Below are 23,369 nucleotides of genomic sequence, written 5' to 3'. Positions count from 1 at the left end.
AGCCGGCGGTGCCGAGAAGCGCGCGGTCACGAGGCGGAGCGTGCGATCCAGGCCTCGACCTCGTCCGCGGTGCGCGGGATGTCGGCCGAGAGGTTGACCGGGCCGCTCTCGGTCATGAGGATGTCGTCCTCGATGCGCACGCCGATGCCGCGATACTCCTCGGGCACCGTGAGGTCGTCGATCTGGAAGTACAGGCCCGGCTCGATCGTGAAGACCATCCCCGCTTCGAGGACGCCGTCGTAGTACATCTCGCGGCGTGCCTGGGCGCAGTCGTGGACGTCGATGCCGAGGTGATGGCTCGTGCCGTGCACCATGTATCGGCGATGCTGGCCGCCACGGTCGGCGTCGAGAGCCTCGTCCGCCGTCACGGGGAGCAGACCCCACTCGGCGACGCGGGCGGCGATCACACCCATCGCCGCCTCGTGGATCGAGCGGAACGTCACGCCCGGGCGTGCGGCGGCGAAGGCGGTGTCGGCGGCCTCGCGCACGGTCTCGTAGATGCGCCGCTGGATGTCGGTGAACCGGCCGGAGACGGGGATCGTGCGCGTGATGTCGGCGGTGTACAGGCTGTCGACCTCGACGCCGGCATCGATGAGGATCAGGTCGCCGGGCACCACCGGGCCGTCGTTGCGTGTCCAGTGCAGGTAGCAGGCGTGCGGTCCCGATGCGGCGATCGTGTCGTAGCCCTCGCCGTTGCCGTCGGCGCGTGCGCGCAGGTGGAAGACGCCTTCGACGACGCGTTCGCCTCGCGGGGTCGCGATGATGCGCGGGAGGTCGGCGACGATGTCGTCGAAGCCGCGGGCGGTCGCGGCGACCGCGAGCCGCATCTGATCGACTTCGTACTCATCCTTCGTGAGGCGGAGCTCCGACACCATCCGCGTGAGGTCCGCGTCGGCGTCGAGGACGAGATCATCCGCGCGCAGCTCGACGTCGGCCAGGTGCGCGGTCGCGATGCCGAGATCTGCGGCGACGTCGTCGAGCGCGGGGCGGGGCCCGATCCAGAACTCGCCGACGGCCGCATCGGCGTAGAACTCGGCGGTGGTCCGGTCGGCGCGGTCGCGGAGGTAGAGCGTGACGTCGTGCCCGGCTTCGGTGGGCTCGAAGACGAGCACCGAGTCGGGCACGGCGTCGCTGCCCCATCCCGTCAGATGCGAGAACGCGGAATGCGCGCGGAACGGGTAGTCGGTGTCGTTCGAGCGCTGCTTGAGCGAACCCGCCGGAATGACCAGGCGCCGACCCCGGAACTCGCGTGAGAGCCGCTCGCGGCGAGCCGCGGCGAAGCGCGCCACCTCACGCGCGGTCGTCGGCGTCTCGATGCGCGCGGCCCACCCCTGCGAGATGGTGTCGAGGAAGCCCTGCGGGAACGGCTGACGCCGGTTGGTGTTCTCGGCGGGGGCGTCGGAGGCAGCCGCCGCGTTAGCGGGCGTTTCGGTTCCGGTGGTCTCGCTCGTGCTCATGGATCCAGTCTCGCACCCGCCACCGTCGGCCGGGACGGATCAGCGCCGCGTGTACTGCACGACGAGAGGGCGGTGATCGCTGCCGGAGTCGTCGAGCGACGAGATGACCACGGAGCCCTCGGGCTGCCATGACGGGGTCGCCATGATGTGATCGATCGGTGCGCCCAGGGGAGCGGGGACGTCCGTCGGCCAGGTGCCGATGCCGCCGTTGCCGGTGGACCGGGCGGCGTCGTGGCAGCGCCCGAAGTCGGCGTCGTCGATGCCGAGACGCGCCATGTGGTCGAGCGTCGCGTTGAAGTCGCCGGCCATGATCACGTCATCCGTGGCGCACTGGTCGGCGAGCCATTGCAGGTCATTGCGCCAGCTCGCCATCTCGTCGGGTCTCGGTGCCACCGCGTGCACGGCGACGACGACCGGGCCGTCGCCGTCCACGGGCATGGCGACGGCACTCGGGACGATCGTGGTGTTCGTCGTGCCCGCGGCTTCCGACTCGATGACCGAGTAGTCGCCGAGCTCGGGCGAGATCAGCAGTGCCGTCGAATTCGCGTCCCAGCTGTCGGGACCGTCGTAGCTGTCGACGTGGGCCCACATCGGGCGACCGCGCTCGCGCATCGCCACCGCCACCGCACGCCCGGTGTCCATCGTCGTCTCCGGCAGCGCGAGGATGTCCGCCTGCATGGCGACCGCCGTCTCGGCGATGGTCTCGGCATCGGTCGCCTGGCCGGCGGTGTTCCAGGTCATGACGCGGATGCTGTCGTCGGTCTTCGGCGGCAGGGTCTCGGCCCCCAGCCCGCGCACGGCGAGCGTTCCGGCGCCGCCGGCGGCGGCCACAAGAGACACGAGCGCGACCCACAGGCAGAACGCGCGGATGCGGCGTCCGAGCGAGAGGAGCAGGAAGACGAGGGCGATCGCGACGAACCCGCCGATCAGCAGCGGGCGCAGCGCAACGAGCTGCGCGAACGGGAACTCGCGCTCCAGCCGCAGGAGCTCCGGCCAGGTGATCACGACGGCCGCGGCCGCGAACAGGGCCACCACGAGGGCTCCGAACACGCGCTTCACCCCTCGACTCTAAGAGAGCGAGCCTGGACGATCGCCGGGCACGGCTACGCTGTGGAGGATGGGAACGGCAGAGCGCGCACCGGGGTTCCACGGCCCCAGCGACCTGCATCTGCACTCCGTGCGCTCGGACGGCACGGAGTCGCCCGCGGGAGTCGTGCAGGCGGCGCACCGAGCCGGACTGCGGACGGTCGCTCTGACGGACCACGACACGACCGCGGGCTGGGCGGAAGCCGCGGAGGCGACGGCCTCTCTGGGCATGACGCTGATCCCGGGCATGGAGCTCAGCGCGCGTCACGAATGGCGGACCGTGCATCTGCTCGCCTACCTCTTCGACCCCGACCATCCCCGACTGCGAGCCGAGATGGAACGCATCCGCGAAGACAGGGTCGGGCGCGCCGAACGGATCGTGCGCAGCATCGCGCGCTCCCACGACCTGACGTGGGACGACGTGCTCGCCCAGACGGGGGCCGGCGCGACGGTAGGACGACCGCACATCGCCGACGCCCTCGTCGCACGGGGCCTCGCCGCCGATCGTGCCGCCGCGTTCGCCGGCATCCTGCATCCCAGTCAAGGGCACTTCACCCCGCACTACGCGCCCGACCCGATCACCGCCGTCGAGCTGGTCGTGGCCGCCGGGGGAGTGCCGATCCTCGCGCATCCGTCGCCGAGCGGACGCGAGCGCATGATGCCGGCCGGCGTGTTGCGAGAACTCGTAGCCCACGGCCTCGCCGGCTTCGAGATCGAGCACCGCGAGAACACCGTGGACGGAAAGCGCGCCCTCCGCGCCATCGCCGCCGACCTCGATCTCATCGTGACCGGGTCGAGCGATTACCACGGTCTCGGCAAGCCGAACCAGCCCGGCGAGAACACCACCGACGACGAGATGGTCGAGCGGATCATCGCCCGTGGCAGCGGAACGGCGCCCGTCTACGCATAGACGAGCGCCGTTCGTGCGCGATCAGACCCGTGCTCAGCCCGCGGCAGGAGCCGTCGCTCCCGCCGATCCCGAGCCGCCACGGCGACGGCGGCGACGCCGAGGCGAGGTCTTGCCGTCGCGGTGCTCGGAACCACCGCCGTCGTGCGTGCCCGTGCCGGCATCCGTGGCGACGGGTGTCGCGCTCTCGGACGCCGCGGCACCCTCGCCCGTGCCGCGTGAGCGGCGACGCCGCGGACGCTTCGACTCGCCCTCGGCCGATTCCGCCGGGACCGTCTTCACGCTCTGCGTCGTGGGCAGCTTGCGCAGCCGACCCTTCGTGCCGGCGGGGATGTTGAGGTCTTCGAAGAGGTGCGGGCTCGACGAGTACGTCTCGACGGGCTCGGGCTGACCGAACTCGAGCGCGCGGTTGATGAGCGCCCACTTGTGCAGGTCTTCCCAGTCGACGAAGGTCACCGCGATGCCGGTCTTGCCGGCACGGCCGGTGCGGCCCGCGCGGTGCAGGTAGGTCTTCTCGTCGTCGGGGATGGTGTGGTTGATCACGTGAGTGACGTCGTTCACGTCGATGCCGCGGGCGGCGACGTCGGTGGCGATCAGGACGTCCTTCTTGCCGGCTTTGAACGCGGCCATCGAGCGCTCGCGCGCCTCCTGGCTCATGTCGCCGTGGACGGCGGCGGCGTTGAAGCCGCGGTCGCCGAGCTCGTCGACGAGCTTCTGGGCGGCACGCTTGGTGCGCGTGAAGATGACGGCCTTCTCGCGTCCCTCGGACTGCAGGATGCGGGCGATGACCTCGTCCTTGTCGAGCGAGTGCGCGCGGTAGACGAGGTGCTTGATGTTGGCCTGCGTCAGACCCTCGTCGGGGTCGTTGGCGCGCATGTGGATCGGGTTCGACATGAAGCGCCGCGCCAGAGCGACGATCGGTCCCGGCATGGTCGCGGAGAAGAGCTGCGTGTGACGGACCGCGGGAACCTTCGAGAAGATCTTCTCGATGTCGGGCAGGAAGCCGAGGTCGAGCATCTTGTCGGCCTCGTCGAGCACGACCTCGGTCGCGTTGGAGAGGTCGAGGAGTCGCTGGCCCGCGAGGTCGATCAGACGGCCCGGCGTGCCGACGACGATCTGGGCTCCGGCCTTGAGCTGGTCGATCTGCCCCTCGTAGGCCTTGCCGCCGTAGATCGCGACGACGCTCGTGGGGCGGTTGCGGGTGAGCATGTCCATGTCTTCGAAGACCTGGACGGCGAGTTCGCGCGTCGGGACGACGATCAGTGCCTTCACACCCGGCGCCGGGTCGAGTCCCAGACGCTGGACGACGGGGATGCCGAAGCCGAACGTCTTACCGGTTCCCGTCTTGGCCTGGCCGATGATGTCCTGGCCGGGAAGACCCAGCGGGATCGTCTGCTCCTGGATGGGGAAGGCATCGACGATGCCCTTCTCGGCGAGAGCGTCGACGATGTCCTGGTCGACGCCGAGATCAGCGAATGTGGTCATGGATGACGTGCCTGTCTGGCGGTGAGAAGCCGCCGGTGATGTGGGTCCACGCCCTTCACTCAGCCACAGGCGCGGGGCCCCGGTCCGATGCCGGGGCGCATCCAGCCTACCGCGACCCTAGGCTGGAGCCGTGGTGAGCTGGTTCTTCAAGCGCAAGCGTCCCGTCGGCCGCACCCTGCGGCTGCGATCCCGAGGCGACTACGGGGATGTCCGCCGCGTCGACTTCGAGGAGCTCGCTCCCGACGTCGAGACGTTCCTCGGCCAGGCCGCCTATCTGCAGCTCGGCTACTTCGAGACGCTGAGCGACCTCATCGCCTCGACTCCCGAGCTCTCTCAGAAGGAGTCCCTGTCGCTGGCGGCGGGCACAGCGCTGCTGAAGCACCGCGAGCTCGTCGGAGTCATCCGCGACCGCGGCGCCGATCCGCTTGAGCTCATGCTGCCCTTCCGGGAGCCTCTCGATGCGTTCCGCCGCGCGACCCACGGGGCACGGCCGCTCGAGACGATGCTGTCGGTGCACCTCACGGCCGGGATGCTGGACGACTTCTACCTCGCCCTATCGGCGAGCTACGGCGAGACCGGACGCCAGGTCGCCGTCATCCTGCGAGCCCACGACGATCGCAGCGCGCTGGTGCGGATCATCACGGACGCGATCGCCGCCGACGAGCAGTGGCGCGGGCTGCTGTCGCTCTGGGGGCGGCGTCTCGTCGGAGACACGCTGCTGATCGCGCGCGCGGCGCTGCGATCGACCTCGCTCCAGCCCGCCGATGAGAAGCGGGTCGAGCCCACGTACGCGGATGTCATCGCGGCGCATTCGCGCCGCATGGCTGCGATGGGGCTCGAAGCCTGACGGGCTCCGGACGGTCAGCCGATACGCAGACGGCTCCGCTCCGCCGCGTCGGTTCGAGCTCGCGATCGTGTCATCAGCACGAGAACGAGGGGCACGACGACGGCGGGCGCCAGAATCGACACCACCCAGATGACGGGGTTGTCGAACGAGATGCCCGCCCAGGTCAGCGTCGCCCAGGCGATACCGCCGATGACGGCCCCCAGGACGGGGGCAGCCGCGGCACCCCGCGCCTCGCGCCCACGCACCACGAATTCGGCTGCGAGCCCGATCGCAGCGCCGATGATGAGCGCCAGGACGATCTGCACGGTCAGGCCACGAAGCCCACGCGTCGGGTCTGGTCGGTGCCGACCTCGACGAAGGCGATGCCGGCCGTCGGGACGATGTAGGAGCTGCCCTTGGCGTCGCTCAGCTCGACGAACGGAGCGCCGGAGGTGAGGGCTTCGGAGACGGTCGCGCGAACCGCTTCCGCGGACTCGTTGGATTCGAGGCTGAGCTCGCGGCCGGTGTTCGCGATGCCGATACGGATCTCCACGGATACATCCTCCTCCGCGTCCGTGCCTCGGACGCTCTTCGACTCTACGACACCGTCCGGGCCGGGATGCCGGTACGGTCACGCCCTGGGCGAACGCTGTCGGCGTCGCGGTGTCGGCGGGGGCGGTTAGCGTGGATGGCATGGCTCACGTCTCGGTCGGCATCACGCCCGATGCCGCTCAGGCGCAGGTGCTGGCGCTCCCCGCCGAGACGAGCGCCGTCGTGGTGGGCGCCCCCGGAACGGGCAAGACACGGACCATCGTCGAACGGGTGCGCCGTCTGGTCGCCGACGGACTCGACCCCGACACCCTCGTCGTCCTCACGGCCACGCGTCAGACCGCGACCGACCTGCGCGACGATCTCGGCGTCGCGGTCGGCGTCGCCACGGCAGGCCCGCTGGCACGCTCGGTGCCCGCGTTCGCGTTCCAGATCGTGCGCGCAGACGCGGTGAGACGGGGCGTCGACCCGCCGCGTCTGCTGACCGGCGGCGACGAAGACGCGATCATCCGTGACCTCCTCGACGGTGACGCCGACGACGAGATCGCCGGGCGACCCCGGTGGCCGGCCGAGCTGCCTGCGCACGTTCGCGACTCGCGCGGTTTCCGAGCGGAACTCCGCGCGTTCATCGCGGAGTGCACCGCTGCGGGCATCGATCACCGCGTTCTCGCCGCGCGCGCGGTTCGAGAGGGCAGACCGGCGTGGCAAGCGGCGGCGTCGTTCATGTCGGAGTACTTCGCGGTGCGCGACGCCATGCGCGGCGCACATCGCGACGCCGCAGGGCTCATCCGGGAAGCGGTCACGATCGTCTCGCGGCACGGGGTCCCGCGGTTGCGGGTCGTGCTCGTCGACGACGCGCAGGAACTGACCGCCGGCGGCGTCGACCTCCTCGAGGCATGTCGCGCGCGCGGCATCGCGGTGGTCGCCTTCGGTGACCCGGATGTCGGGTCGGGCGCGTTCCGCGGCGCGACTCCGGAGAACTTCGCTCGACTCGCGGCCGGGGGCGATGTCCTCGTGCTCGACACGGTGCACCGGGCGGGGGGCCGCCACGCGGCGCTCGTCTCGACGGTCACCGCCCGCATCGGTGCGGTGGGCTTGGTCGCGCATCGTCGGGCGCCGGATCAGGAGGGCACGATGGCGGGCGTTCGCGCCCTGGCGCTGCGGTCCCGCTCCGAGGAGTTCGACGCCGTGGCGCGACTGCTTCGCGAACGGCATGTGCACCACGGCGTCCCGTGGGAGGAATGCGCCGTCATCGCCCACGACAGCCGTCAGGTGACGGCGCTCGAGGCCGAGCTCGCCGCCCGCGATGTGCCGACGGCGACCTCGGGCACGGGTACCTCGCTCGGCGAGTCGCCCGTCGTGCGCGACCTGCTGCGGCTCGTCGACCTGGCGGCACGGCCGGGGGAGACATGGCAGCGCGACGAGGTCATCGCCGCGCTCTCCGGTGCGGGGCTCGATGCCGTGGACCAGCGCCGGCTGCGTTCGGCGCTGCGCCAGGCGTTCCCACCGGATGAGAGCGAGCCCGTCTCCGCCTGGGAGTTGCTGCGGTCGGCGATGCTCCATCCCGCGGAGCTCGCCCTCCTCGACCTGCGTGAGGCTCGGCGCGCCGCGCGGGTCGCCGAGACGCTGCGTGGCGTCGCCGACCTCATCGCCGACGACGCCACCGCACACGAGCTGCTCTGGGCGGCCTGGGAGGGGTCGGGCCGCGAACGGGGTCTGCGCGAGGCCGCGCGGGGCCACGGACCGTTGGCCGCACAGGCCGATCGCGACCTCGACGCCGTCGTGGCGCTGTTCCAAGCGGCCAAGCGGCATGGCGAGCGCGAGGACGGCACGACGCCCGTGGCGTTCCTCCGCGGCATCCTCGACGCCGACGTCGGCGACGACCGCTTCGTGCCGCCGCCGATGAGCGGCGCCGTCCGCGTGTTGACGCCGGCGGCGGCCCTCGGCACCGAGTTCGACACCGTCGTCGTCGCGGGTGTGCAGGACGGGATCTGGCCGAACCTGCGGGTGCGCGGCGGCCTGCTCGACACGTGGCGGCTGCCGTTCCACGATCCCGCGGTCGCGGACGCACTCGATCGTCGTCGGGGCGTGCTCCACGACGAGCTCCGGCTGTTCGCCCGAGCGGTGTCGCGGGCGCGAGAACTCGTCATCGTCACGGCGGTCGACGACGACGACACCGGGCCCAGCCCGTTCTTCGAGCTTCTTCCGGAGGCCGAGGGCGCCCCGCCCGAAGCCGCCCATCCGCTGACGCTCCGAGGTCTCGTCGCGCGGCACCGCCGCACGCTCACCGATTCCGGCTCGACCGAGGGTGATCGCCGCAAAGCGGCCGGGCAGCTGGCGCTCCTGGCCGATGCGGGCATCGCGGGCGCCGATCCCGGCGACTGGTTCGGGGTGCGGCCTCTGACCACGACGGCACCGCTGCGCGATCGCGAGGTCGAGACCATCCGCGTGTCGCCCTCGCGTCTGGAGACACTCGAAGAGTGCCAGCTCAACTGGGTCATCGCCGACCTCGGCGGCGATACGTCCAGCGCCACCGCGGGAATCGGCACGATCGTGCACAGCGCCCTCGAGATCGCGTCTCCCGACGAGGAATCCCTGTGGCAGGCGGTCGCGTCGCGCTGGAGCGAGCTCGAGTTCGAGTCCGCCTGGCGCGAGCGTGCGGAGCGTGCCCGTGCGCGCGATCTGGTGCGTCGTCTCGCCCGGTACCTGCGCGACTTCGACCGTGACGGCGGGCGCCTGTTGGGAGCCGAGCCGCGTTTCGAGGTCGAGCTCGCCCATGACGACGCCGAGGGACGCATCGTCCTGAGCGGTGCGGTCGACCGGGTCGAGCTCCGTGCAGACGGGAGTGTCGTCATCGTTGATCTGAAGACCGGTAAGCGCGAGCCGCAGACCGACCGTGCCGTGACCCAGCACGCACAGCTCGCCGCCTATCAACTGGCGCACGAGCACGGCGCGATCCCCGCGGCAGCCGGGCTGCCACCGGGCGGAGCGATGCTGCTCGTGCTGCGTCCGACCGCAGCGACGAAGGACTACGCGGCGCCGCGCCAACCGCCTTTCGGCGACGAAGAGCGTGCCGCCTTCCTCGGACGGGTACGCGGAGCCGCGCGCGTGATGGGGGGAGACAGCTTCGAGGCTCCCTTCGAAGAGCACTGCCGAGACGATCATTCCTATGGGCTCTGCCGGATCCACACGATCGCGGCGGTGAGCGCGACATGATGGTCTCTCCCGCGGCCTTGGCGGCCGCCCTGGGCCAGTTCCCGCCGACACCCGAGCAGAGCGCGGTGATCGCCGCGCGGCTCGCGCCTGCCCTCGTCGTCGCCGGAGCGGGCAGCGGCAAGACCGAGACGATGGCGGGCCGCGTCGTCTGGCTCGTCGCGAACGGGCATGTCGCGCGATCGGGCATTCTCGGTCTGACCTTTACGCGCAAGGCAGCGGGCGAGCTGAGCGAACGCATCCGACGGCGCCTCGACCGTCTTGCCGAGTTCGAAGACGCCGGCCTCGTGCCACACCTCGACGCGCTCCACCGTCGCGGCGCGCTCGACGTCTTCGTCGAACTCGAACGGACGGGCGATCCGGGCGGCGCCCGGCGTCACGCCGCCCAGCGACGCCTCGTCGACGACACGGGGGCCGCGACGCTCGGGCCCGAGACGGACTCGCTGCTCGAGCGCCCGACCGTGTCGACCTACAACAGCTTCGCCGACGGCATCGTCCGTGAGAACGCGGTGCGCATCGGGCGCGACCCCGAGGCGGCGGTCCTCAGCGAGTCGGCTGCATGGCTGCTGATGCGTCGCGTCGTCCTCGATTCCGACGACGAGCGCCTCGAGACGCGCGACAACGCCCTGCGCAGCATCATCGACGGGGCGCTGCGGATCGCACGCGACGGGGTCGACAACCTGGTGGACTTCGACGAGCTCGCGCGTTTCGGACTCGCCTTCCAAGATGTGCTGGAGCGCCCCTCGACACGCAGCGGCACCACGGTCTACGCCGACGTCGCACGGGCCGCCGAGCAGGTCGCGGGCCTGCCTCTGCTCGCCGATCTCGCGGTCGAGTACCAGCGGCGCAAGCTGCGTTCCGGCGTCATCGACTTCTCCGACCAGGTGGCGGGGGCGTTGACGATCGTGCGCACTCACCCGGCGGTGGCGGCGGACCTCCGCTCGCGATATCCCGTCGTCCTGCTCGATGAGTATCAAGACACCTCAGTCGTGCAGACCGAGTTGCTGAGTGCCGTGTTCGCCGGGACGTCGGTGATGGCCGTCGGCGATCCCCACCAGTCCATCTACGGCTGGCGAGGTGCGAGCGCGGGCAATCTGGGCGACTTCGCCGCCGCGTTCGCGCCCGAGGGCGGGTCGGGCCGGTTCTCCCTAGCGACCAGCTGGCGCAACAGCGAGCGGATCCTGGATGCCGCCAACGCGGTGCTCGCACCGCTCGCGGAGCGGTCCCCGGTACCCGTCGACCGGCTCCGCCCCCGCCCGAACGCACCCGACGGCGGGGTCGAGATCGCGTTCGAAACCGACCTCGACGCCGAGACCGAGCGGGTAGCCGCCTGGTTCGAGGAGGTTCGGGCGCAACGGCACGGACGCGGGCTGCCCACGAGCGCGGCGATCCTCCTGCGCAGCAAGAAGCACATGGTGCGCTTCGCCGATGCCCTCGCGCGACGCGGCATCCCGCACCGGATCCTCGGGCTGGGCGGACTGCTCAGCACGCCCGAGGTCGTCGACGTCGTCTCCGCGCTGCGGGTGATCAGCGATCCCACCGCGGGGTCGGCGCTGCTGCGGCTCCTCGGCGGACCTCGATGGTCGATCGGTCTTCGAGATCTGCGCTCGCTCGCCGAGCTCGGGCGGCGGCTCGCGCGCTCGGACGTCGCACTGCAGCCGCTCACACGCGAGAGCGCGACGGACGAGAACGCGTCGCTCATCGATGCGCTCGACTTCTTCGTGCGCGTCGGACCCGATCATGGATGGCTCGCCGACTTCAGCCCCCTCGGCCGCGATCGCCTCCGCGAGGCTGCCGCGACGTTCGCCGGTCTGCGGCGGGCCTCGTCGATGCCCATTCCCGAGCTCGTGCGGCTGATCGAGGCGGAGCTGCGTCTCGACATCGAGTTGGCGGCGAACGAGAGCCGGGGGCCCGCTCGTATCGCATCGGATCAGCTGCGAGCCTTCGTCGACGAGCTGCAGGGGTTCCTCGCGACCGACGAGTCAGGATCGCTCCCGAGCCTGCTCGCGTGGCTCGACCACGCCGAGCGGCAGGACGAGTTCGCGCCGCGGACCGAGCCGCCCGAAGACGACGTGGTGCAGATCCTGACGATCCACGGCTCGAAAGGCTTGGAGTGGGATGCGGTGGCCGTCGGCCGGGTCGTGGCCGACGAACTGCCCGCCCGCCCACGCGACAAGCAGGGCTGGCTCGGTTTCGGAGTGCTCCCTTATGCGTTCCGAGGTGATGCTCGCTGGCTGCCCCCGTTGGGATGGGAAGCACACGCCGCACCGACGCAGCAGGATCTGAAAGCCGCACTCACCCGGTTCGCCGAAGACAACGCCGATCGTCAACGCGAGGAGGAGCGCCGTCTCGCGTACGTCGCGGTGACGCGCGCGCGTGACGCGCTTCTGCTGAGCGGTTCGCACTGGTCGGGCACCCGCAACCCCCGCGGTCCGAGCCCCTTCCTGCGCGAGATCGCGGGCGCGCTCGGCGCAGACCGGCCCGACGCTGAACCGGGGGAGAACCCTTACAACGACCGTCGCCAGACCATGCGCTGGCCGCTCGACCCGTTGGGGGCGCGCCGCTCACGAGTCGAGTCGGCCGCCGAACTCGCACGTGCCGCGCGAGCGAGCGACACGCGCGACGCACCCGAACGTGACCTGGCCCTCCTTCTGGCGGAGCGCGAGGAGCGCGCCGCGGGCACCCGACGCGTCGCGCCCACCCGCATCCCCGCGTCACGCTTCAAGGACTTCGCCGCCGACTACGACTCCGCGGTGGAGTCGACCCTGCGCCCGCTTCCGGAGCGGCCGTACCGGGAGACCCGGCTGGGAACGCGATTCCATGCATGGGTCGAGCAGCGCTCCGGGATCACCGCGCGCGGCCCGCAACCAGACGCGCCCCTGTGGGATGTCGACGACCCGGTCGACGGCATCGGCGGTGGCGCGGCGGACGGCGACCTGAGCCGGCTGCAGGAGGTCTTCCTGCGGTCCGAGTGGGCCGATCTGCAGCCGATCGAGGTCGAGACCGAGATCGATTTCGCCGATGACCGGATGCTCGGCGACGGCCGCCCGCACGTCATCATCTGCAAGCTCGACGCGGTCTACCGCCGTGCCGACCGAGGCGGCCGCATCGAGATCGTCGACTGGAAGACCGGGCGCCCGCCGCGGACAACGGCCGAGCGAGCCGAGCGGATGTTGCAGCTCGAGCTGTACCGCCGGGCGTACTCGATCCGGCACGGCATCCCCGAGTCGGAGATCGACGTCGCGCTGTTCTACGTGGCCGACGACCTCGTCCTGCGGGGCTGAAGCGCGCCGGACGACCGTCTCGCGTTCAGTCGGCCGACGAGGACCAGCGCCGCAGCGCGTTGCGTGCCGCTTCCGCGTGCTCGGGATCGTCGGCATCGTCAGCCGACGATCCCGCCGGAGTCCCCGAGGGAACGGCTGAAGCAACGGTGGGAACGGCACCGGTGTCGCCGCGACGGTCGCTGGATGCGCCCTCGGGCGTCCAGTCCGACAGATCGATCGGGATCGTCTCGATGTCTGCTTGCTCGGCGGTGTCCTGGTCGGCGAGGTAGGCCGCCAGCAGCGCCGGATCGTACGTGTCGGTCTGCATCGAGGTGTCTCCGGCGCTCACCGCAGCGGGGGTGCGTCCGAGCAGTTCCAGGGCGTCGTCGACGGTGCTGTAGTCCTCGGGAAGGAGCGGCTCGTCTCGGACGCCGTCGTCGAGGGCGGTGAGCAGGGCCACTGCGTCCTCCACCACGCGCTGCGCGCCGGTCTCGTGTCCGTGGGCCAGCCAGCGGGCGAACTCGAGCTCCGCGTACAGGCGCGAGCGCGCGGCCAGTGCTGCATCGGGCGTGTGGTGGGCGGCCTCGGCGTACGCGGCGAGCACGTCGTCGCGTGCATCCGGCGCCGAAGCGAGCCAGCGGAGGTCTTCAGCGGGGTCGCCGACCCCGAGGCCGTGCCATGCCAGCAGGCCGGTCACCGTGGGGCCGGCGGCGGTGTCGCTCAGGACGAAACGGCCGGGGTCGACACCGCCGAGTGTCACGGTGGCCTCGAAACGCCACAGCCGATCTTCGCCGAGGGCTGTGCTCCACCGTCGGAGCAGCCCGAAGGGAAGCGATCCGGTGGCCTCCGCACGGTCGAGCAGTCGTTCGGCATCCTGGCGCACCTCGGCGCTCGTACGGGTGCGCAGGCCGGCGTCTCGCGCGACGGCATGCGGAAGCGCGTGGACGCGGGCGATCGCCGAGCCGAGCGACCAGGCCGCTCCGCGCCCGGGAGGAATGTGGCCGGCCTCGACCCGATACCCGGGGACGTACTCCTGGACGACGGCGGTGAAGCCCCCCATCCGGGCGGTGCCGAGCACCGTGGGCGCTTCGAACGGCAGCAAGCCGCGGACCCCCGGCGTCAGCGCGCGGAGCGCACGGGTGTCGGCGACGAGCTCGAGGTCGGCATCGACGTCGACCGGGACGCGCACGACCACCCGTCGGCCGTCCTCGAGGGTCACCAGAGCGCTGTCGTAACGGCCGTCCGCTCGCTCGGTCAACTCCGCGGCGCCCACCACGGCGGCGCCGGGAAGAGCCGAACTGACGGACGCGGCTAGAGTGAAGGGAGAGCGAGCCATGCCATCAGGGTAGGTCGGGCGGCCGCGCAGGCCGACGCGCCACGCCCGCGAGAGAGGTCCCCGAGATGCGAATGCAGCCGCCGGCGCTGGCCCGGTCCGTCTTCGAACCGTCACCGGAAGAGCGGTCCGACGAGACGCTCATCGATCGTCTTCGTACCGACTCGACGACCCGGGTCCTGCGCGTGCGGGGCGATCGCGCCCGGATGCGCGGAGAGCGACTGGTCTGGGACTCGCCCGCGGATGCCGTGGACATCGCCGACGCGACCGAGTGGGCCTTCCTCGGACGCGCCGCAGACGGCTCGGCACGACTGATCGCCGCCGAAGGCAAGCCCGTCGACAGCGATGACGAGGACGATTGGGCGTCGCTCCGGCTGTCGGGGGGCGACCTCGTCGACGAGGACGCCGGGGCGTTCGTGACCGCGGTCGCGCTCGGACGCTGGTTCGCCGACTTCCGCTTCTGCCCGCGATGCGGTTCACCGGCGCGGTTGCGCTCTGCCGGGTGGTCGCGGGTGTGCACTGGATGCGGACGCGAGCAGTTCCCGCGTACCGATCCGGCCGTCATCGTGGCCGTGAGCGACGCCCGCAACGAGCGGCTCCTCCTCGGGCAGAACGCCGCCTGGGCGGTGGACAACAGGTTCTCGACGTTCGCGGGGTTCGTCGAAGCCGGCGAGTCGCTCGAGACCGCGATCCGCCGCGAGGTCGCCGAGGAAGCCGGCGTCGTCGTCGATGACCTCGTCTATCGCGGGTCGCAGGCGTGGCCGTACCCGCGGTCGCTGATGCTCGGGTTCCGCGCCGTGGCTATCGACGCGTCGCGTGCCCACCCCGACGGCGAGGAGATCGTCGCCGTCCGTTGGTTCGATCGCCAGGAGATCCGCGCATCGCTCGACGGCGCCGGGCCGGTGATGTTGCCGGGCTCAGCCTCGATCGCGCGCCGCCTGATCGTCGACTGGTGCGGGGACGAGGCGTGAGCGACCCGCTCTCCGGACTCGACGAGCAGCAGCGCGAGGCGGCGTCGGCGCTGCGCGGTCCCGTCTGCGTTCTGGCGGGCGCGGGATCGGGCAAGACCCGTGTGATCACGCATCGCATCGCACACGGGGTCGAGACCGGTGCGTACTCGCCGAGTCGCGTCATGGCGGTGACCTTCACGGCGAAAGCAGCGGGGGAGATGCGGGGCCGGCTGCGCGCCCTGGGCGTCGGCGGCGTGGCCGCGCGGACCTTCCACTCGGCGGCTCTGGCGCAGCTGAACTACTTCTGGCCCCAGCTCGCCGGCGATGCGGCGCCGACGATCCTCGGAAGCAAGGTGCGGCTGCTCGCCCAGGCGGCTGATGCGATCGGTCTGGACCCTGATCCCGCGGTTCTCCGCGACGTGGCCACCCGGATCGAGTGGCGGAAGATCACCATGCGCTCCATCGATCGGTACGCGCTCGACCGCCCCGAGCCGGTCGGCTCGCTCTCCCTCGACGCTGTGGTCGCGTTGCAGCGGTCGTACGAGCAGCTGAAGGACGAGCGGCGCCAGCTCGACTTCGAGGACGTGCTCCTCGCGTGTGCGGGGATGCTCGAGGCCGAGCCGCGCGTCGTCGCGGAGGTTCGCGAGCAGTACCGGCACTTCACCGTCGACGAGTTCCAGGACGTCTCGCCGGTGCAGCACCGACTGCTCGAACTCTGGCTCGGCGAGCGCCGCGACCTGTGCGTCGTCGGCGACGCGAGCCAGACGATCTACTCCTTCGCCGGTGCCGACCCGTCGTACCTGCTGGACTTCGGGGTGCGGCATCCCGACGCCCGGATCCTGCGCCTCGAGCGGAACTATCGATCCGAGGCGGGCGTCGTCGCGGTGGCGAACTCGCTCATGCGTGGTCGCCCCGGAGCCCTCGAGCTCACGGCCCAGCGCGCGACGCCGGATCATCCGCGACCCACGATCCGGGCGTTCGCCGATGACACCGCCGAGGCCGACGGGGTGGCTGCAGCGGTGGCCGAGCAGCTCTCGCGGGGAATCGATCCTCGAGATATCGCCGTCCTGTACCGGGTCAACGCCCAGTCGGCACCGCTTCTGGCGGCGCTGGCGCGGCGCGGCATCGCCGCCGCGGTGCTCGGCGGCAAGCGCTTCTTCGACATCCCCGAGGTCCGCCAGGCCGTGATGGCGCTCCGAGGCGCCTCGGTGGCACCCTCGTCGGGTGACCTCGTCGCAGACGTGCGGTCGATCCTGCGCTCGCTCGGTCTGACGGATGAGCCGCCGCCCGCCGGTGGTCCGCTCCGTGATGCGTGGGAGGCGCGCGCCGCGCTGCTCCGGCTCGCGGAAGAGGCGCCCACCGGAACCACGATGCGGGCGTTCACCGACGAGCTTCAGGTGCGGGCGAGGGACCAGCACGAGATCGCCACGCGCACCGTGACGCTGTCGACGCTCCACGCCGCGAAGGGCTTGGAGTGGGACCATGTGCACCTCGTGGGCCTTGCGGAGGGGTTGCTGCCGATCGCGTACGCCACCACGTTCGAGCAGATCGACGAGGAGCGCCGCTTGACCTACGTCGGTGTCACGCGGGCCGCGCGCACGCTGACGATTTCGTGGGCGCGGACATCGGGGCGCTATGAACGCCAGGTGTCGCGCTTCGTCCGGGAGATCGGCACCAGCACGCTCGATGAGGTTCGTGGTACTGCCACGTCGGCTCGTCGGACGACGCCCGCACGGTCATCGAGCGGCTCCGGCCCGTCACGGGCGCACTGACCAGCTGCACCGACGCCGCGCACGCCGCCGTGATGAGCGCGGGATCGGTGGGCGGGCACGGGCGGGCCAGCAGTTGCGCGGCGATGGTGGGCCACGCGGGGTCGCAGTCGCGTCGGTGCGCGTGGAGACAGGCGAGGCAGCCGGTGCGGCCAGGGAAGACGAGCGGACCCGCCGTGGCGCGATCGCCGGCGAGTTCCAGCGCGAGATGGGGTACGTCGTCCGAGACCAGAGCGGAGGCGCGGCGCGGTTCGACGAGTCGGGAGGCGACCAGGATGACGACTCGCCCCGGCACCCCGAGGGGGATGCCGGTCTCCACCGTCCCGACGCTGGCTCCCGCGGCCGCGAGCGCCTCCGCGACGACGACCCGGTCCTCAGAACCGACGCCGTCGGCGAAGGACACCGCGAGTGCCGGAACACGACGCGGCGCCGCGAGGGATGGAGCCACGATCTCGCGTAGGCGTGCCACCTCGTCGACGGAAGCTCCTGCGTCGCGGGCGATCACCTCGAACAGGCCGTCCGGGATGCCGTCGACCAGGGCGTGGAGCACGCGTTCGTGCCACGGCTCGACGGGGTCGATGACCGCAGCGCCGGGCTCGTCGCCGAGCTGCACGACGGTGGGCGAGCGCCAGAGCGGTACGGCTGATGCGTCGAGACGGAGCATGTCCCCGATTCTCGACGCCCCCGCCGCCGACTCGCCGGTGTCTCCACAGGCGCCTGCCGCGCCGACCACAGCGCCCCCCCTGGGGAGGAGCGGCGCCCGGAGGCGGGTCGTGGGTCGCTCGTCAGACGGGTGTGGGACCTTCGGGGCCGTCGTCGCGTCGGCCGCGCGCATCGCCGGGCTCCTCGCCGGTCGTGCCGCCCGCGTCGTCTCCGGCCGCGGCAGAGGCGAGCAGCGCGTCGAGTGCGTCGTCCATCTCGTCACGCTCGGGAGCCTCGCCTCGCGCCCGCGCCTGCAGGCGTCCGATGAGCGCAGCAGGATCGTCCACATCGGCAGGGGTGGGCATGAGGTCCGGGTAGTCCCAGAGGCTGTCGCGGGCGTCGGCGCCGACGGCATCCGTGATCGCACGCCACATCGCCGCGGCCTCGCGGAGGCGACGCGGACGCAACTCGAGTCCCACGAGCGACGCCATCGCCTGTTCGGCGGGGCCACCGACGGCCCGGCGCCGGCGCACCGCCTCGGCGATCCGGTCGGCCGCCGGAAGCCGGGTCGTCGCGTCGGCGGAGACGACGTCGACCCAGCCCTCGATCGTCGCGAGCAGGTGCTCGAGCCGGGTGAGCGCGGCCGCCTGTGCTTCGGAGCGCTGGGGGAGCAGCACCCCGCTCTCGAGGGCCTGCCGCAGCTCTTCGGGCTGGGAGGGGTCGAAGCGCGACGCCAACTCCTCGAGGGCATCGGTGTCGACGTGGATGCCGCGGGCGAAGTCCGTGACCTGGGAGATGACGTGCAGCCGCAGCCAGCGGGCATGACGGAACAGCCGCGCGTGCGCGAGCTCGCGGGTCGCGAGCGACAGGGCCAGCTGCTCGTCGTCGATGCCGAGGTCGCGACCGAAGTCAGCGAAATTCTGGGGGAGGATCGCCGCTTCGCCATCGGGCATGACGGGGATGCCGACGTCACCGCCCGAGACGACCTCGAGCGAGAGCTTGCCGACCACCGCGCCCAGCTGCGCGGCGAACAGCGAGCCGCCCACCGTGCGCATCAGGCGGCCGGCGCCGGCGATCATGCTCTGCATCTCTTCCGGAGCCTGCGACTCGAGTGCGGCGGTCAGCGCATCGGCGACGGAGGTGGCGACCGGCTCGGCGAGCTCCTGCCACACCGGAAGCGTCGCCTCGACCCAGGCGCCGCGCGTCAGCGCCCGGGGCGGGGTGGGCAGGTCGGAGATCGTCGTGGCCTCGCTCAGCCACAGCGTCGCCAGGGCGAAGGCCTCGGAGAAGTCCTGGCGATCGCCGGCGCTGATGCCGTGACCGTCTTTGTTGGCGAGGTGGAGGGCCTGCGTGCGGGTCGCGCTCCAGTCGACCCCGCCGTCGCCGCCGGCAGCGAAGGCGCCCTGCAGATGATGCATCATCTGCTGCAGCATCGCGGGGTCGACGCCCATCGCCGACAGGCGTTCGAGCTGCTCGGGCCCCAGGGAGCCGCCCTGGCCGAGCAGGTTGCGGAGCATCTCCTGGAACTCGTCCTCGGGAGAGCGGTCGTCATCAGCCATGTCAGGCGCCTTTCAGCAGGGCGGTCAGCTCGCGTTCTACGCTAGCCGCACGACCTCGTCGCACGGCGCGAACGGACCCCGTTCGCTTTCGCCGGTCGCGAACGACCGGGACCAGAAAGCAGCACGTGTCACTTTTCGACGAGAACGCCTCCGCCCCCGCGCCCCGACGACGTATGAGCCGGGCCTCGCTCGCGGGTCTCTGGGCGGTGTCCTTCTCCCTCGTCGCACTGCTGGTCCTGACGATCGTGCCGACCTCGTTCGTGATCCAGCGTCCCGGCCCCGTCTACGACACCCTCGGGTCGGTCTCCTCCGGTGACGGGGAACGGCGGCCGCTCATCAGCGTCGAGGGCGCCGAGACGTTCCCGACGTCGGGCACGCTCGACCTGCTGACGGTCGAGGTGCTGGGAAATCGCGAACGCACGCCGTCGTGGCTGGAGCTCGCCGCCGCCTGGTTCGATCCCGCGCGCGCGGTCGTCCCGATCGACGAGATTTTCCCCGAGGGCGTCACGACCGAGCAGCGCAACGACGAGAACGCCGCCCTCATGGTCGACTCGCAGAAGGAGGCGACCGCCGCGGCGCTGAGCGAACTCGGCTACGACGTCACCTCGCTCGTGCGTGTGTATCGACTCGCCGACGACTCACCCGCGACGGGCCTCCTCGAGCCCGATGACGTTATCCGCTCCGTCGACGGTGAGCCCGTCGCCACCACCGCGGCACTGCGCGCCGCCGTCAACGCCGCCGGTGGACGTCCGCTCAGCCTCGACGTGGACCGCGCGGGGGAGCAGCGCACCGTCGAGGTCACCCCGACGCAGATGACGACGGACGGCGAGACCCGGTGGGTCATCGGTGTCACGATCGCGCAGGACTTCGACTTCCCGATCGACGTCACCCTCCAGCTCGACAACGTGGGCGGCCCGAGCGCGGGGATGATGTTCGCCCTGGGCATCATCGACACCCTGACGCCGGGCGAGCTCACCGGTGGCGAACGGTTCGCGGGGACCGGCACGATCGATGCCGAAGGCAACGTCGGCCCGATCGGCGGCATCCGTCAGAAGCTCTACGGCGCCAAGGACGCCGGCGCGGACTGGTTCCTCGCGCCCCAGCGCAACTGCAACGAGGTCGTCGGCCACATCCCCAACGGACTCCGGGTGTTCTCGGTCGCGGATCTCGACGACGCCCTCTCGGTCGTCGAGGCCGTCAGCGAGGGCGGCGACCTCGACGCCCTCCCGACCTGCACCGCCGACTGAGCCTCGGCTTCCCCCCAGCGGGCGGCGCCTAGGATGGAGAGGTGACCACGACCTCAGCGCCGAACCCGGCCACACCCAGCAGATCCCGCCGCGCCGTCGGCATCACCCTCGCCGTCATCGCGGCCGTGGTGGTGGCCTTCTTCATCTTCGCGAGCCTCTACGCCGATTGGCTGTGGTTCCGGCAACTCGGCTTCGACGGTGTACTGGTGACCCAGTGGACCGCTCGCGCGATCATGTTCGTCGTCGGATTCGTCGCGATGGCGGTACCCGTCTGGCTCTCGATCCAGCTCGCGTACCGGTTGCGGCCGGTGTACGCGCGTCTGAGCTCGCAGCTCGACCGCTATCAGGAGGTCGTCGAGCCGCTGCGCCGTCTGGGCATGTGGGGTATCCCGACCTTCTTCGGGTTCTTCGCCGGCTTCGCAGCATCCGCGCAATGGGAGACCGTGGCGCTCTGGCTCAACGGGGGCACCACCGGCACCACCGACCCGCAGTTCGGGCTCGACACCGGCTTCTACCTCTTCACGCTGCCGTTCCTCTCGGCGGCCGTGGGGTTCGTCTCGGCGATCGTCATCGTGTGCCTGCTGGTGACCGCCCTCGTGTCGTACCTGTACGGCTCCGTCCGGGTCGGACAGCGCGAGCTGCGGATCTCGAAGTCGGCGCGCATCCAGCTCGCCGTCATCGCCGGCATCTACCTGCTGGTCCAGGGCGTGAGCATCTGGATCGACCGGTACCGCACCCTGGTCACGCCGAACGACCGCATCACGGGCGCCGCGTACGTGGACGTCAACGCCGTCATCCCCGGGCAGACGATCCTCGCGATCGCCGCTGCGATCGTGGCGGTGCTCTTCTTCGTCACCGCGATCATCGGCCGCTGGCGCTTCCCGCTCATCGGCACGGGGCTCCTGGTCGTGACCTCCCTCGTGGTCGGCGTCGCCTACCCGTGGTTCGTCAACAACGTGCAGGTGCGCCCGAACCAGCTGACGCTCGAGTCGCAGTACTACGAGCGCAACATCGAGGGCACGAAGGCCGCGTACGGCATCGCCGGACTCGAGAAGACCGACTTCCAGGCCGTCACCGACGTCGAGCCGGGTCAGCTGCGCGCCGATGCAGACACGACCGCGTCGATCCGCATCATGGACCCCGCCATCATCGGACCGACGGTGCGCCAGATCGAGCAGTACCGCTCGTACTACCAGTTCGCCGAGCCTCTCGACGTCGACCGCTACGAGATCGACGGACAGTCGCAGGACACCGTCGTCTCGGTTCGCGAGCTCAACGTCAACCAGCTCGGTGACGCGGCCTCGTGGTACAACACGACCCTCGTCTACACCCACGGCTACGGCATGGTGGCCGCCAAGGGCAACGAGCGCACGGCCGACGGCAACCCGGTCTTCGTCGAGCGCGGCATCCCGGCATCCGGAGAGCTGACGGCCGGCCAGGCGTACGAGCCGCGCGTGTACTTCGGCGAGTTCTCGCCCACGTACTCGATCGTCGGCGCCCCCGAGGGCTCGTCGCCCATCGAGCTCGACTACCCGCGCGGTCAGGAGGGCGAGAGCCAGACGAAGACGACGTTCGAGGGCGACGGCGGTCCCTCGATCGGCGACGTCTTCCACCGTCTGATCTACTCGCTGAAGTTCCAGTCGACGGACATCCTGTTCTCGGACGCCATCAACGACGACTCGCAGATCCTCTACGACCGCGACCCCGCGACGCGCGTGCAGAAGGTGGCGCCGTACCTCGAGCTCGACAACGACCCGTACCCCTCGGTCGTCGACGGGCGCATCGTGTGGATCGTCGACGGCTACACGTTGAGTGCCAACTACCCGTACTCGTCGATCGTCAGCCTCAGCGACGCGATCTCGGATTCGTCGAACCCGCAGCCCCGCGTCGCACTCGACAACATCAACTACATCCGCAACTCGGTGAAGGCGACGGTCGACGCGTACTCGGGCGAGGTGACGCTGTACGCGTGGGACGAGACCGACCCGCTGCTGCAGGCCTGGCAGAAGGTCTACCCCAACACGCTCAAGCCGATCAGCGAAATGAGCGGCGATCTCATGAGCCATGTCCGGTACCCCACCGACCTGTTCAAGGTGCAGCGCGCGATGCTCGGCACCTACCACGTCGACACGGCGCAGTCGTTCTACTCGCGCGACAACGCGTGGAAGACGCCGAACGACCCGCAGCAGGACACGCAGCTGCAGCCGCCGTACTACCTGACGATGAAGATGCCCGGCCAGGACGCGCCGTCGTACTCGATGTTCTCGTCCTTCATCCCCGGTGGTCAGGACACCCGTAACGTTCTGATGGGCTACCTCTCGGTCGACTCCGACGCCGGTTCCGAAGCGGGTGTCGTCAGCGGTGAGTACGGCAAGCTGCGGATGCTCGAGGTCAATGCCGAGACGCCCGTCCCCGGCCCCGGCCAGGTGCAGAACACGTTCAACGCCGACCCCGTCGTGTCGTCGTTCTCGAACATCCTGCGTCAGGGACAGTCCGAGGTCATCAACGGCAACCTCCTGACGCTGCCCGTCGGCGGCGGCCTGCTCTACGTGCAGCCTGTGTTCGTGCAGTCGAGCGGGGCGACAAAGCTCCCGACGCTGCAGAAGGTGCTCGTCGGTTTCGGCGATCAGGTCGCTTTCGAGGACACCCTGCAAGCGGCCCTCGACAAGCTGTTCGGCGGTGACTCGGGCGCGAGCACGGGAGACACGGATGTCGTGCCCGAGCCGAGCCCCGGCGACGAGGCGACTCCGGGCACCGGTGACGGCGGGACCGCGCCGACGACACCCGCCGCGGACTACCAGGCGGCCCTGAACCAGGCGCGCGATGCTCTCGCCGAGCGAAACACGGCCATGCAGAACGCTGACTGGGCGGCGTACGGCGCAGCGGATGCCAAGCTCACGGAGGCGATCTCGCGCCTGCTCGAGCTCGGTGAGCAGGGCCAGAACTGACCCACCCGCAACGCAGAGAGGGCCCCGACTGCTGTCGGGGCCCTCTCTGCGTGAGCCCCGCCCTGCGCCCTACCCCGGGCCGAGTGGCCAGGATGCACGAACGCACGGTGCCAGGGGGCTGGAACCGTGCGTTCG

16 protein-coding genes are annotated in these 23,369 nt (G+C 71.0%); 9 read left to right on the top strand and 7 right to left on the bottom strand.

The window, feature by feature from the left end; translation table 11 throughout:
• Positions 1-26 precede the first annotated feature (26 nt).
• Both QUC20_RS08795 and QUC20_RS08790 read right to left on the bottom strand, forming a co-directional pair.
• Positions 27-1,457 (bottom strand): aminopeptidase P family protein, encoded by a 1,431-nt coding sequence (locus QUC20_RS08795; protein WP_289329622.1) that lies wholly within the window; start codon positions 1,455-1,457, stop codon positions 27-29.
• Positions 1,458-1,496: 39 nt separating this feature from the next.
• Entirely contained in the window at positions 1,497-2,516 is a 1,020-nt protein-coding gene (locus QUC20_RS08790; RefSeq protein ID WP_289329621.1) for an endonuclease/exonuclease/phosphatase family protein, read from the bottom strand.
• Positions 2,517-2,574: 58 nt separating this feature from the next.
• Between QUC20_RS08790 and QUC20_RS08785 the strand changes: the two genes are divergently transcribed.
• Complete coding sequence (locus tag QUC20_RS08785) at positions 2,575-3,453, top strand: PHP domain-containing protein (RefSeq protein WP_289329620.1); 879 nt, start codon at positions 2,575-2,577, stop codon at positions 3,451-3,453.
• Positions 3,454-3,486: 33 nt separating this feature from the next.
• Here QUC20_RS08785 and QUC20_RS08780 read toward each other — a convergent pair whose 3' ends face one another.
• Positions 3,487-4,935, bottom strand: coding sequence for a DEAD/DEAH box helicase (locus tag QUC20_RS08780; RefSeq protein WP_120262517.1), 1,449 nt, complete (start codon positions 4,933-4,935; stop codon positions 3,487-3,489).
• A 130-nt stretch (positions 4,936-5,065) separates the two neighbouring features.
• On the opposite strand from QUC20_RS08780, the gene QUC20_RS08775 reads away from it, so the two are divergent.
• Positions 5,066-5,782: a ferritin-like fold-containing protein gene (locus tag QUC20_RS08775; RefSeq protein ID WP_120262518.1), complete on the top strand. Its 717-nt coding sequence runs from the start codon at positions 5,066-5,068 to the stop codon at positions 5,780-5,782.
• Between the two features lie 14 nt (positions 5,783-5,796).
• Here the strand turns inward: QUC20_RS08775 and QUC20_RS08770 are convergent, their stop codons facing one another.
• Entirely contained in the window at positions 5,797-6,087 is a 291-nt protein-coding gene (locus tag QUC20_RS08770) for a hypothetical protein (RefSeq protein ID WP_289329619.1), read from the bottom strand.
• 2 nt (positions 6,088-6,089) lie between these two features.
• A complete protein-coding gene (locus QUC20_RS08765) occupies positions 6,090-6,314 on the bottom strand; it encodes a DUF3107 domain-containing protein (RefSeq protein WP_120262520.1) in 225 nt (74 codons plus the stop codon).
• 140 nt (positions 6,315-6,454) lie between these two features.
• Between QUC20_RS08765 and QUC20_RS08760 the strand changes: the two genes are divergently transcribed.
• Complete coding sequence (locus tag QUC20_RS08760; protein ID WP_289329618.1) at positions 6,455-9,526, top strand: ATP-dependent helicase; 3,072 nt, start codon at positions 6,455-6,457, stop codon at positions 9,524-9,526.
• Positions 9,523-12,807: an ATP-dependent helicase gene (locus QUC20_RS08755; protein ID WP_289329617.1), complete on the top strand. Its 3,285-nt coding sequence runs from the start codon at positions 9,523-9,525 to the stop codon at positions 12,805-12,807. Before QUC20_RS08760 ends, QUC20_RS08755 begins: the two co-directional genes overlap by 4 nt.
• Positions 12,808-12,832: 25 nt before the next feature.
• Here the strand turns inward: QUC20_RS08755 and QUC20_RS08750 are convergent, their stop codons facing one another.
• Entirely contained in the window at positions 12,833-14,044 is a 1,212-nt protein-coding gene (locus QUC20_RS08750; protein ID WP_289329616.1) for a protein kinase family protein, read from the bottom strand.
• 143 nt (positions 14,045-14,187) lie between these two features.
• Here QUC20_RS08750 and nudC point away from each other — a divergent pair, with 143 nt between their 5' ends.
• The 3 genes from nudC to QUC20_RS08735 all read left to right on the top strand — a co-directional run bounded on the left by nudC (position 14,188) and on the right by QUC20_RS08735 (position 17,298).
• A complete protein-coding gene (nudC, locus tag QUC20_RS08745) occupies positions 14,188-15,090 on the top strand; it encodes an NAD(+) diphosphatase (protein ID WP_289329615.1) in 903 nt (300 codons plus the stop codon).
• Positions 15,087-16,841: an ATP-dependent helicase gene (locus QUC20_RS08740; protein WP_289329614.1), complete on the top strand. Its 1,755-nt coding sequence runs from the start codon at positions 15,087-15,089 to the stop codon at positions 16,839-16,841. The genes nudC and QUC20_RS08740 overlap by 4 nt, the downstream gene beginning before the upstream one ends.
• Positions 16,842-16,962: 121 nt before the next feature.
• Positions 16,963-17,298 (top strand): hypothetical protein, encoded by a 336-nt coding sequence (locus QUC20_RS08735; RefSeq protein WP_289329613.1) that lies wholly within the window; start codon positions 16,963-16,965, stop codon positions 17,296-17,298.
• A 325-nt stretch (positions 17,299-17,623) separates the two neighbouring features.
• Here the strand turns inward: QUC20_RS08735 and QUC20_RS08730 are convergent, their stop codons facing one another.
• The gene (locus QUC20_RS08730; protein WP_289329612.1) at positions 17,624-19,039 is read right to left on the bottom strand and encodes a zinc-dependent metalloprotease; all 1,416 of its coding nucleotides are present in this window, start codon (positions 19,037-19,039) and stop codon (positions 17,624-17,626) included.
• Between the two features lie 125 nt (positions 19,040-19,164).
• Here QUC20_RS08730 and QUC20_RS08725 point away from each other — a divergent pair, with 125 nt between their 5' ends.
• Positions 19,165-20,286 (top strand): YlbL family protein, encoded by a 1,122-nt coding sequence (locus QUC20_RS08725; RefSeq protein WP_289329611.1) that lies wholly within the window; start codon positions 19,165-19,167, stop codon positions 20,284-20,286.
• Between the two features lie 41 nt (positions 20,287-20,327).
• Complete coding sequence (locus QUC20_RS08720; RefSeq protein ID WP_289329610.1) at positions 20,328-23,234, top strand: UPF0182 family membrane protein; 2,907 nt, start codon at positions 20,328-20,330, stop codon at positions 23,232-23,234.
• Positions 23,235-23,369 lie beyond the last annotated feature (135 nt).

Origin of the sequence: Microbacterium arborescens, from assembly GCF_030369635.1 — a bacterium.
In the GTDB taxonomy this organism is placed as follows: Bacteria; Actinomycetota; Actinomycetes; order Actinomycetales; family Microbacteriaceae; genus Microbacterium.
Note: the sequence above shows the minus strand (reverse complement) of the source record. Positions and strands in the feature narration are given on the sequence as shown.

Excerpts from the sequence above, each read along its gene's own strand:
- QUC20_RS08795 (WP_289329622.1), bottom strand. The coding sequence starts at position 1,457 with ATGAGCACGAGCGAGACCACCGGAACCGAAACGCCCGCTAACGCGGCG.
- QUC20_RS08785 (WP_289329620.1), top strand. The coding sequence starts at position 2,575 with ATGGGAACGGCAGAGCGCGCACCGGGGTTCCACGGCCCCAGCGACCTG.
- QUC20_RS08780 (WP_120262517.1), bottom strand. The coding sequence starts at position 4,935 with ATGACCACATTCGCTGATCTCGGCGTCGACCAGGACATCGTCGACGCT.
- QUC20_RS08760 (WP_289329618.1), top strand. The coding sequence starts at position 6,455 with ATGGCTCACGTCTCGGTCGGCATCACGCCCGATGCCGCTCAGGCGCAG.
- QUC20_RS08755 (WP_289329617.1), top strand. The coding sequence starts at position 9,523 with ATGATGGTCTCTCCCGCGGCCTTGGCGGCCGCCCTGGGCCAGTTCCCG.
- nudC (WP_289329615.1), top strand. The coding sequence starts at position 14,188 with ATGCGAATGCAGCCGCCGGCGCTGGCCCGGTCCGTCTTCGAACCGTCA.
- QUC20_RS08730 (WP_289329612.1), bottom strand. The coding sequence starts at position 19,039 with ATGGCTGATGACGACCGCTCTCCCGAGGACGAGTTCCAGGAGATGCTC.